The 348-nt window shown below is 50.0% G+C and carries 1 protein-coding gene; it reads left to right on the forward strand.

From position 1 onward, the window contains the following. On the forward strand, positions 1 to 348 hold a 348-nt coding region (locus AAEZ08_RS22770), incomplete at both ends, for a catalase-related domain-containing protein (protein WP_500125155.1).

The following is a 348-nucleotide window of genomic DNA, read 5'->3' on the forward strand; positions in this document are numbered from 1 at the left end:
GTCATATGCAGATGCAAGTGCCGAAAACTCGCACCCTTTATGAGCCACAAAGCTTAGATGCCACTCGTCCACGTGAAAGTGTCAAGCGTGGCTTTGAGTCGTTCCATGAGCAGTTAGATGACGGTGTAAAAGGCCGCGTACGCGCTGAGAGCTTCGCTGACCATTATAGTCAGCCGCGTATGTTCTATCGTAGCCAAACGCCTACAGAGCAAGCACATATCGCTTCAGCTTATGCGTTCGAGCTAGGTAAAGTAGACACCGCACACGTTCGTACTCGTATGCTAAGTCACTTGCCGCATATCGATGAAGACTTGGCCAATCGAGTTGCGAAAGCCTTGGGAATGGAAT

Source organism: Pseudomonas sp. E45-MNA-CIBAN-0222, assembly GCF_040310405.1.
Classification (GTDB): domain Bacteria; phylum Pseudomonadota; class Gammaproteobacteria; order Pseudomonadales; family Pseudomonadaceae; genus Stutzerimonas; species Stutzerimonas stutzeri_AC.